Genomic DNA, 9,558 nt, shown 5'->3' on the forward strand with positions numbered 1-9,558 from the left:
CCCGCGACGAGCCGGGCGGGGCCGCGGACGGCTGCCGCGTGCTCACTCCTCCGGGACGGAGATCACCGCGCGCAGCGGGCTCAGGAGACTGTTGACCTCCTTCAGGTCGGTGGTGGAGTCGAGCCGATAGCTCTCCTCCGGCGTCGGCGGCAGCAGCCCGCTCCCGCACCGGTCCCCGAAGAACTGCAGGGCCGTGCGCGGCCGACAGCGCTTGGACGGCCAGAGCAGCCCCTGGGCCGAGGCGGTGTGTTCACGGATCAGCCGCGCCCAGTAGCGCGTCTTGCCGTACTCGCCGGGCTCGCAGTCGACCAGCCAGCCGTCCTGCCACACCGCCGCGAGCCCTTCGGCGGTGGTGAGATCGACGAGGACGACATCCTGCGTCGTACGCACGGCGGAGACGCTGTAGCGGGACGCCTGCGCCCACGGAATCTGCCGCACCGCCAGGGGACCGTCGAACTCCACCGACCGCAAGAGCACTTCGGCCAGAGCGGTGACGGGATCCTGCGCGGCGTAGAGGTAGGAGTAGGGATCCCTCTCGGTGGAGTCGAAGCGGCTCCCCTTGAAGAACTCGTGGGCGGGCCGCGGATTGAAGTCGGCGACACCGTACGGCTCGCTGTGACAACGCCAAATCCTGCTGCCGGCCGGGAGCACGGTGAGCCGCGCTTCCATGGCCACGCCTTCCGGTGGTACCTGGAGCGCCATCAGTCCGCCTCCACCAGTTCGACCGCCGCCAGTTCGATGTCCGCGTCGGGCAGCAGACCGAGCAGGTCGGCCGGGATCCCCCGCAGCCAGGCGTTGCCTCCCAGCCACCACCCGGCGGCCCCCCACGGGTCGATGTCGGCCCGCAGGACTTCGTTGACGCGCAGCACGACAGGCAGCGGCCGTACCGTGCCCGGGCTGAACTGGAAGCGCGGATAGCGGGCCCCGGCCCCGTCGTCGTGGAGCCGGATCAGTCCGTGGACGGCATGCTCGTCGGCCAGGAGGAGCAGGCGTTCCCGCTCCGTGAGGGCGGGCGCGCCCAGAAGCCGCCGGCGCACGGTCCGCCGCAGGTCCTCCGGGCCCGGCGGTTCGTCCCGCAGTGCCCGCAGCAGCGCGTTCACGGCGGCAAGGGCGGGCAGCTCCCCGCTCCCGGCGCCGGCCGAGGCGTACCGGCGGCCCGCCAGCGCCTCGGCGACGGGATGGGCGGAAGGCAGCGGCGAAAGAGCTCTGCGGAGCCGGCGCACGGCCCGGGCCGCACGGGGAGCCTGGCCGGCGGTGACGGCCTCGCGAAGGTCGCGCACGGACGCCGTCACCTCCTCCCGCTCCTCGCGTCCGAGCTCGGTGACGAGGGATTCGTGGTGGAGCTGCAGCAGCGCGAGCAGGTCCTCGGACGTCACGGTCGTTCTCCTTCCTGTCCGTCCGCGAGGTGCAGAGGGTCCATGCGGACGGTCCCGGCTCCGTTTCCGGCCGGGTTTCCGTGGTGGACGAAGGCGGCCCAGGTGTCCGACTCGCGGAGCTCCTTGTCCCAACGGTGTGCCGGAATCCGGTCCAGTGCGCGGACCCGGGACCTTGAAGCGGGGGCGGCGAGCATCCAGCGCTGGGCGGCGCGCAGCGCGTCGGGCGGGGCGAGCCCGGCGGCGATCCCCTCGTGCAGGACCAGCATCAGGATCTCGGAAGTGCTGTCGTCGACTTCCCAGCGGGAACCGATCGCGTCGGATGCCAGCCGGTGGACCAGCACGGACGTGACGGTGAGCGCCTCGTCGTGGTCGCGGGTGGTGAGGTCCGTCTCGCACGCTCCGCACACGACGAGTGGTCCCCGCGAGCGGTACGCCTCCCCGTCGTGGGGGGTCTCCAGCAGAGTGGCGAGGGTGAGCGGTGAACTCGTCGAGCCGTCGTCCGCCCCCTCGGCCGGGGCCAGTTGCAGGGCCGACGTGGTCGGGTCGGGGCCGGCCGTGCCGTGGCAGGAGAGGTGGACCATGGAGGCGGGCTCCCTCGATCCGCCTCCGAGCAAGGACAGCACGGTCCGGGGGGTCGCCGGGGCGTCGGCGTCCGGGTCGTCGGAGTACCTCGCCGCGTGGGGGTAGTACACCTCGTGCAGGAGTTCGATCTCCTCCTCGGCCCAGGCCAGTTCGGCGTCTCCGTGGAAGACGAGAGCCGGCCGCCCGGCCGGGGCCATGCGGTCGCGGGCCGCTGCCCGCAGGAACTCGCGACCGGAAGCGGCGTGGGAGATCACGGCGATCTCGCACGCCCGGACCGTCCCGGGCCCCTCCGGGCCCGCGGGCGGGGACAGGACCGCGGCGGGCCACGGCACCACCCCGAGGTCCCCGCACGGCACAAGGACCACGCGCACCGGGTGGGGACGCAGGCCCTCGTACGGTGCCGGCCCCGACTCGGCCAGCGCCCTGGCCCAGAGACCGGTGCCGTCGAGGACGGGGCCCAGCACCTCACCGGCCCAGGCACACAGACGCTCCAGCGCCTCGCTCCACCGCCGTTCGGCCCGGCGGCGCCGCTGGGGCGACTCGTCCGCAGAAGCCGACACCCGCTGGCGTTCGGCCCCGGCTTCCACGAACGCGGTCACCGGGGCACGCCCCTCGGTGGACAGTTCGGTGAGCCGGACCGCCAACGGGGGCCCTTCGGGTGTGACGACAACTACCGCACCATCCTCCGTCTCCGGACCGGGGAGGAGGTAGACGAGCGCGTCCACGCCGGAGCGCACCAGTCCCGCGCGCAGGGCGGCGACGGTCTCGGACGACGGTTCGTCGACGGGCGCGTCGCGGTCCCGGAGCAGGTCCAGCGAGCGCTGCCGCACGTCTCCGGGAAGTTTCGGGGCGCCGTCGGCCAGCGCGAGCACCGCTTCGACGGCCTCCGTGGCATCCGCGTACACGGGAGGAGGCACCGGGACGGCCTGCCGCCAGTGCTCGGCGAGGTCCGGGGCACCCAGGGCCTCCAGCCGGCCGGCCACCCCTCGGGACGCCACGGCGGCGCCGAGGACGAGCGAGCGTCCGGCCTCCAGACAGCCGATCGCGTCGTCCACCCGATCGAGGCGCAGCGCCCAGAAGGCCGCCGTCCTGCCACGATCGGCTCCCTGCCGGGCCATCCGCAGCCCGTGTCGCACCCCCAGTTGCAGCAGGACGTCGTCGGCGGTCCGACGCAGCGAGTCGCGGGCCGACGCGATCGCCGTCAGCAGGTCCTCGGTCGCCTCCGGGGTTCGGGGGCGGGCCTCCGCGCGGGTCGCGTGCAGCTTGGCGAAGTTCCAGTGCAGGAACTCGACGATGGGACCCCGCCCGGCCGGTGCGGCGGCACGGGCCGTCCGCAGCTCCTCGATCGCCTCGTCGAGCGCGCCCGTGTCCCCGGTGAGCTCGTACAGCGAGCTCAGAGCGAGCGCCACCGCCCCGCGGGCCTGTATCTCGAAGTCGAACGTGATCGCCGGTCCTTCGAGGGCGGCCCTGGTCCGGCGGATACCTTCGGTGATGCGTCCCGGGTCCGACTCGGCGACGGCGGAAAGCGCGAGCAGGGGGGCCCAGGTGACGTCCAGCAAGCTGCGCAGGGCGGGGACGTCGACCGGTACCTCGAGCGACTCCTCCAGGTGGTGGACGGCCTTGCGCACGTCGCTCCGGTCCTGCGTGATGCGGGCCAGAACCAGATAGGCCAGCCCTCTCATGTACGAGACGAGCGCGTCGAGCCACGAGTGCGTCTCGGAGACCTGGTAGTCGATGTCGAGCAGTTCCTCGATCTGCGCGGAGACGGCAGCGGCGTCCCTCCGCTCCGCGGCGGCGGTCAGACGGGACCTGATCCGCAGGCAGACGGCCGCCACCCGCAAGGCGGTCAGCGTCGGGTTCTCCGTTTCGAGATCGCCCGCGATGCTCTCGATGAGTGCTTCCGCGGCTTCCTCGTCCTGCAGGCTGCCGCCTGTCATGCTGGCCGCCATGAGGAGGTTGGACGTGACGGTCTGAAGCCACTCGGGCTTCTCCTCGTCGTCCAGCTCTCCTGCCGCGGCGGCTTCCTGGAGCATGCCCAGCGCCCGGTGGAGCTGGCTCCTGTCGCCCGTGCTCATCGCCACCGACATGCGGGTCACGGCGGCGACCATGCGCGAGGCCAGCGGCGCCCCGGCCGTTCCCTCGGCACCGGTGGACAGCCGCTCGACGACCTTCTCCAGTTCGCCCGTTCCCAGCACCGCGGGATTCATCACCCCCATGAGGGACAGCATCTCCAGCAGGGAGTCCATGTCGGTCTCGGGGTCCGGAGGCGCCATCCGCATCGACAGGCCCAGGGAGGAAGTCGGCAGCACGGACCGCGCGGTCTCGACCAGGGGGAGCAACGACCCCGGGGCGAGGCGGGCGAGGTTCCCGATGAGCGCATGGAGATGAGCCGGCGAGACGTCCGCCCCCGCGGCGCCCTGCTCCAGGAGCTCGGACAGCCGCAGGAGGTCGTTCGCCGGGACGGGGAGCCTGTCCAGCACGTCCATGTCCGCCGCGATCTTGATGAGGCGCCGGCAGTCCTCCAGGAACCCCGGGCCGCCCATGCTCTCCGGCACGCACATCCTGACCAGCTCGCTGAAATTGTCCAGCGTCATCGCCGAGGTCTCCCTCAGTCCGGCCAGTGCCTCCAGATGGGAGGCCATCACGCCGACGAGGTTCTTGCGCGCCTTCGTCCGCTCCTCCTGCGACAACAGGTCGGACGCGACGGCCGCTTCCAGCAGGGGAAGGGCGCGCCCACGGTCCTCCGGGGCACCCGACAGCACGAACCGCGTGCCGATCAGGGCCCCCAGTCCGGCCCTGAGACGGGCCGCCGCCCGGGTCGAGGGGGCGCTGTCCGCCGTCTCCTCCCGGAGGAGCCCGCCGATCTCCTCGATCTCCCGGTCCAGTTCCCGGTCGCCCCCGTCACCGCGCGGTCCGGTCTCCAGCGGCACCGCGCGCCCCGCGATCCCCTCCAGTGCCGCGGCGATCCGCGCGGACAGCGATTCCTTGTCGGCATCACTCATGTGTCACCCCTCCAAGGCCATCATGCCCACTGCGTCGTGCGGGGCGAAGGACGATTCGGCGGAGATCTCCCAGCGGCCCGAAACAGGCCGGACAACGCCCGGATTCCGACCGCCCGACGGCTCGGGGCGGGCTCATTCCGGTTGCGCACGGGCCCTGTTGGAGAATCGGCGCACCCGGCGCGGGATGAGCGGGCAGGATGCCCGGGGAGGTCGCTTCGGGGCGACCGGCCCGGAAGGAGGCCGTCATGGTGAGCGAGGGCAGACCGGACAGCGTCGAGCCCCTGCCCTACCGGGAGGTGACGGAGGACCATTACGCCCAGGACTACACCGGCGACCTGCGAATCCTGGCGGTGGACGACGAGTCGGCCGTGCTCGCCGGGCGGTGTCCCCGGTGCGGATGCGCGTTCACCTACCTGCACACCCGTCGCACCTTCCGCTCGGCCCGCCTGCCCCGGGGTCCGCAGATCCCGGTGATGTGCACCTGCACGACCGGACATCCGCTGCGTCCCAGCGGCGAGGAGGGCTGCGGCGCTTTCTGGAACGTCGTGGTGGAGCGGACATGACGGGCGGATGGCGGGTCCTGCCGGGGCGTCCCGCGATACCGGCCGACCGCGGGGCCGCAGCGCGTAGCCGGCGCATGCTGGCCGGGGAGCTGGCCCGGGCCAGGGAGGCGGCGCTGGCCTGGCGCAACGGTCTGGCGGGGCTCTTCGTCGGGCTGCTGAGTTTCGGGCTGGTCAAGGGCCGTGCCGAGATCGGCAAGCTCGCCGCGCCCTACGGCGCGTCGGTCGGCACCGCGCTGTTGCTGTCATTGGTGTGCGGCACGTACGGAGCCCTGCTTCTGCTCCGGGCGGCCCACGGGGTGCCGGCCGCGACCCGACTCCTCCCGGGAACGGCGTCGCTGCACGCTTCCGAGCACCTGGAGACCATGGGGACGGTGCGGGCGCTGCGCCGCGGGGTGATCCTGACCGTCACGTGCGGCGCACTGCTCGTGACGGGGGTGGCAATCACCTGGTACGGACCGGCGGCGGACAAGCCGGGGCTGCTCGTCCGCACGCGGTCGGGAACGGAGTGCGGGACGCCCCTGCGCACCCAGGACGGCGTGCTGGTTCTGCGGACCGGGACGGGCGAGGTGGCCGTCCCGCTGACGGGGATCACCGGGCTGACGCCCGTGGAGGCGTGCCCGTCGCCCCCGGCCGGATGAGGTTCCGCGGCGGGGTGGCGTCCGGCGATTGCCGTCGCCCTGCGGAGTCCTGGGTCCGGACGCCGGTTCGGTCAGGCCGGGTTGACCGGCGGCATGTGCGCCGTCTCGGCCGGAAGACGGGCACCGGGTTTCCCCGCACGTCTGACCGTACAACTGTGGGCCCGGGGATCCGAGTTCAGTTCCGGGACCATAGTCTTGCCCGGTCCGCTCAGGGTCCGGGCCGGTTCGGTCCACCTCCGCGAACCGCTCACCGCTTCCGCGCGATCCAGGACTTCCTCAGCCCCGCCCCCCAGGAGACACCGGCATGACCGCCACCGCCGCACAACTGCCGCCCGCCGCGGCCGCGCCCGCCGAGCGGCGCTCCGCGCGCCTGGTCACCGAGGTGCTGGCCCCGCCCCATCTCGTGGTCCTCGTCCTGATCGTCATCGGCGTGCACTCCACCGGTTCCCTCGGGGGCGCCGGCTGGGGTCTGCTCGCCGGGGTCTTCTGCGGTGGTCTGCCCATCGCGTACATCGTCGCCGGGGTCCGCCGGGGCCGGTGGTCCGACAAGCACCTCAAGATCCGCGAACAGCGGTGGACACCGCTGTTCGTCACCCTCGTTTCGGTCCTCGTCGGCACCGGCCTGCTGCTGGTTCTCGACGCTCCCCGGGAGGTCGTCGCGCTGGTCGCCGCCATGATCGCCGGGCTGTTGCTGACCATGGCCGTCACCGTCCGGTGGAAGGTGAGCGTGCACACCGCCGTCGCCTCCGGCGTCGCCGTCGTCGTCACCGCGGCGTACGGGTGGTGGGCCGCGCTGCTCTTCCTCGGCGTCGCGGCCGTCGGGTGGTCCCGGGTCTCGCTGCGGGACCACACGACGGCGCAGGTCGTCGTGGGAGCCGTCCTGGGCGGTACGGCTGCTGCCGTGGTGTTCGCCGGACTGCGCTGACCCCGGCGGCGCGTGGGCGGCCGGGCGCGCGACGGAGCAGAGCTCCCCACAGGAGCGACCGGACTCCCCGGCCGCCCCTGTGGCGTGTTGCGCGGGCCCGTCACCCCAGCCGGAGGTGGCGCAGCATCAGCAGCCCGGCCGCCATGTTGGCCGCGGGCACCTGGCCCCTCGCGATGAGGTCGGGTACGGACTTGAGGGGGACCCACTCCCGGCGCGAGGACTCGAATCCGTCGCTGGGCGGTCCGGTGTAGTGCGCCTCCTCGGCCCAGTAGAGGTGGTGGCGGGCGTCGGTGAGTCCGTTGGAGGGTTCCACCGTCATCAGCGGGCGCAGCGCGCCGGGGCGCCAGCCGGTCTCCTCCTCCATCTCCCGGGCGGCGGCGACCGCGATGTCCTCGCCGTCCTCGACCACTCCGGCGGCGAGCTCCCAGCCCCAGCTGCCGGTGATGAAGCGGTGCCGCCAGAGCAGCAGGACCTCGTCGGCGTCGTTGACGACGGTGGCGGCGGCGACGGGGCGCAGCCGGATGACGTAGTGGTCGAGGTGCCTGCCGTCGGGGAGTTCGACGTCCGCGAGGTTCACCCGGAACCACCGGTTCTCATACACGGATTGCTCGTTCAAGTTCGCCCACTGCACAGTTCTGCCACCTTTCGGTCGATCGGTGGCAACATCGCAGCAGGGGCGGCAGGGCGAGGGAACGCACGCTTCCGAATGCGCCGGGGCTCACAGGGGCACGCGCAGCGCTCCCCCGATGACCTCCGCCGCCCGCGCGGCCTCGATGCTCCCGCTGGCCGCCAGATCGTCGCGGACCGCGCCCATCCGCTCGCGCAGCCGGTGCGACTCGACCCCGCGCGCCCGTTCCGCCATCTCCGTGGCCGTGAGCGCCGCCCGGTCGGCCTCCCCCAGGCACAGCTCCACCTGGGTCAGCATCGCAAGCCGGTGCACACGCCCCCGGTCGTGCGCCGGGGCGCGCACCGCCAGGGTCGCGTGTTCCCGCGCGGCCTTGAGGTCGCCCAGGCCGAGCAGGGCCTCGGCGACCTGTACGTCCACCAGGCCCGGCTGGACGTACGCCGTCTCCTCCGGCTCCGCACCGGGCAGAATGCGGGCCGCCAGGGTCTCGGCGCGGCCGATGCGTTCGCGGGCGCACCGCCCGTCCCCGAGCCGGGCGTACGCCTTGGCCTGCATGGCGTGGAGGTCGGCGGCGAGCGCGGGGCTGACGCGGTCTCCGGCGGCCCGTATCGCCGCCTCGGCGAAGGCCACCGCGCGGCGGAACTCCCCCAGGTGCAGGGACTGGTTGACCAGCAGCGCGATCACATAGCCGCCGAGCGCCCGGTCGCCGCTCGCCTTGGCGAGGCGCAGGGCCTGGTGGAAGTAGCGCTGGGCCAGTCCGTGGGCGTCGGAGTCGTAGGCGCAGATGCCCGCGAGCGAGACGAGCCCGGCCGTCGCGCGGTGCAGCCTGCGGCCCGTCGCGTCGTCGTGGCCGGCGTGCAGCAGCGGCGCGACCCCGGCGTTGAGGAAGCCCACCACCCTGCCTCTCGTCGCGATGCCGCCCGCCTTGCGGTAGAGGTGCTCGTAGTGGCTGCGGGCGGCGCGCAGGATCTCCAGGTCGGCGGGGCCGATGCGGGACGGGCCGGGGCGGGAGACGTCGATGTCCTCCGGCGGGTTCTCCCACTCCCACACGGGCATCACGGCGGCCGTGCCGGTGACGGCGGGTACGCCGGTCAGCCGCGGGTTGTGCTGCCCGTCCGCGCGCCAGAGCGCCGTGGCCCTCTCGACGAACCCGGCGAGCGGGGTGCCCGGCGACGGCGCGGCGGGCGCGCCCATGCCGATGTCGTCCAGGGTGACGGGCCGCCCCAGGCGCCGGCCGAGGACCTCGCAGATCAGGTCCGGTACCTCGCCGCGCGGGCGCTGGCCTTTCAACCAGCGCGAGACGGCCGTGTGTTCGTACCGCAGCCGCAGCCCCCGGGCCTGACCGGCCCGGTTCACGTGTCCGGCGAGCCCCGCCCGCGAGACCCCCGCCTCTTCCACGAGGGACTCCAGCAGGATGTTGGGTTCCGTACGGTCGCGCTCCACGCATCCCCCCTTCCGCGCCGCGCCTCGCGCACCGGCCCGAGCAGGTGGGTCGGACCTGTGCCAGACGCGTGCGCCGCAAGGTTCCAGCCAAGCACCGATTCACACGGGGTGTGAACGGAATGCCCGAACCGTCCCCCTGTGCGCCCTCCCGCACCGCGGGCGGCGCGGGTTGACTGGGCGTCTCGCCGGAAAGCGGCCGGGTCGTCGCGGCTCCCCCTCGTACAGCTCCGACGGCCCTCGTCCGCACCGCCCGCCCTGCCGGCCTGCCCGACACACCACGGCAGGGCGGGCGGTGCCGGACCGCACGGTCCCACTGCCCGAACGAACAGGAGGGTGGCCACGGGACGGAGGCCGGGGCCGAAACGCTTCCGGTCCCGACTCCGGGCCCGGGTGCGGTCCCACCG

The 9,558-nt window shown here is 73.5% G+C and carries 8 protein-coding genes; 3 read left to right on the forward strand and 5 right to left on the reverse strand.

The window, feature by feature from the left end:
• Positions 1-42 precede the first annotated feature (42 nt).
• Genes ACFWEP_RS26025 through ACFWEP_RS26035 form a run of 3 tightly spaced genes read right to left on the reverse strand, consistent with a single transcriptional unit; the run spans position 43 to position 4,960 of the window.
• Positions 43-702, reverse strand: coding sequence for an RES family NAD+ phosphorylase (locus ACFWEP_RS26025; protein ID WP_387373380.1), 660 nt, complete (start codon positions 700-702; stop codon positions 43-45).
• Positions 702-1,376, reverse strand: a complete 675-nt coding sequence (locus ACFWEP_RS26030; protein WP_387373382.1) for a hypothetical protein — start codon at positions 1,374-1,376, stop codon at positions 702-704. The genes ACFWEP_RS26025 and ACFWEP_RS26030 overlap by 1 nt, the downstream gene beginning before the upstream one ends.
• On the reverse strand, positions 1,373-4,960 hold the full coding sequence (locus ACFWEP_RS26035; RefSeq protein WP_387373384.1) for a CHAT domain-containing protein: 3,588 nt from the start codon (positions 4,958-4,960) through the stop codon (positions 1,373-1,375). The genes ACFWEP_RS26030 and ACFWEP_RS26035 overlap by 4 nt, the downstream gene beginning before the upstream one ends.
• Before the next feature lie 245 nt (positions 4,961-5,205).
• Between ACFWEP_RS26035 and ACFWEP_RS26040 the strand changes: the two genes are divergently transcribed.
• The 3 genes from ACFWEP_RS26040 (at position 5,206) to ACFWEP_RS26050 (ending at position 7,086) form a co-directional block, all read left to right on the forward strand.
• A complete protein-coding gene (locus tag ACFWEP_RS26040) occupies positions 5,206-5,523 on the forward strand; it encodes a hypothetical protein (RefSeq protein WP_387373386.1) in 318 nt (105 codons plus the stop codon).
• A complete protein-coding gene (locus tag ACFWEP_RS26045; RefSeq protein WP_387373387.1) occupies positions 5,520-6,161 on the forward strand; it encodes a hypothetical protein in 642 nt (213 codons plus the stop codon). The genes ACFWEP_RS26040 and ACFWEP_RS26045 overlap by 4 nt, the downstream gene beginning before the upstream one ends.
• Before the next feature lie 304 nt (positions 6,162-6,465).
• Positions 6,466-7,086 (forward strand): hypothetical protein, encoded by a 621-nt coding sequence (locus ACFWEP_RS26050; protein WP_387373389.1) that lies wholly within the window; start codon positions 6,466-6,468, stop codon positions 7,084-7,086.
• Positions 7,087-7,186: 100 nt separating this feature from the next.
• Here ACFWEP_RS26050 and ACFWEP_RS26055 read toward each other — a convergent pair whose 3' ends face one another.
• Complete coding sequence (locus tag ACFWEP_RS26055) at positions 7,187-7,717, reverse strand: NUDIX hydrolase (RefSeq protein WP_387373390.1); 531 nt, start codon at positions 7,715-7,717, stop codon at positions 7,187-7,189.
• Between the two features lie 87 nt (positions 7,718-7,804).
• Positions 7,805-9,154, reverse strand: coding sequence for a transcriptional regulator (locus ACFWEP_RS26060; RefSeq protein ID WP_387373392.1), 1,350 nt, complete (start codon positions 9,152-9,154; stop codon positions 7,805-7,807).
• Between the last annotated feature and the right edge of the window lie 404 nt (positions 9,155-9,558).

This window comes from Streptomyces sp. NPDC060198, from assembly GCF_042728415.1.
Classification (GTDB): Bacteria; Actinomycetota; Actinomycetes; order Streptomycetales; family Streptomycetaceae; genus Streptomyces.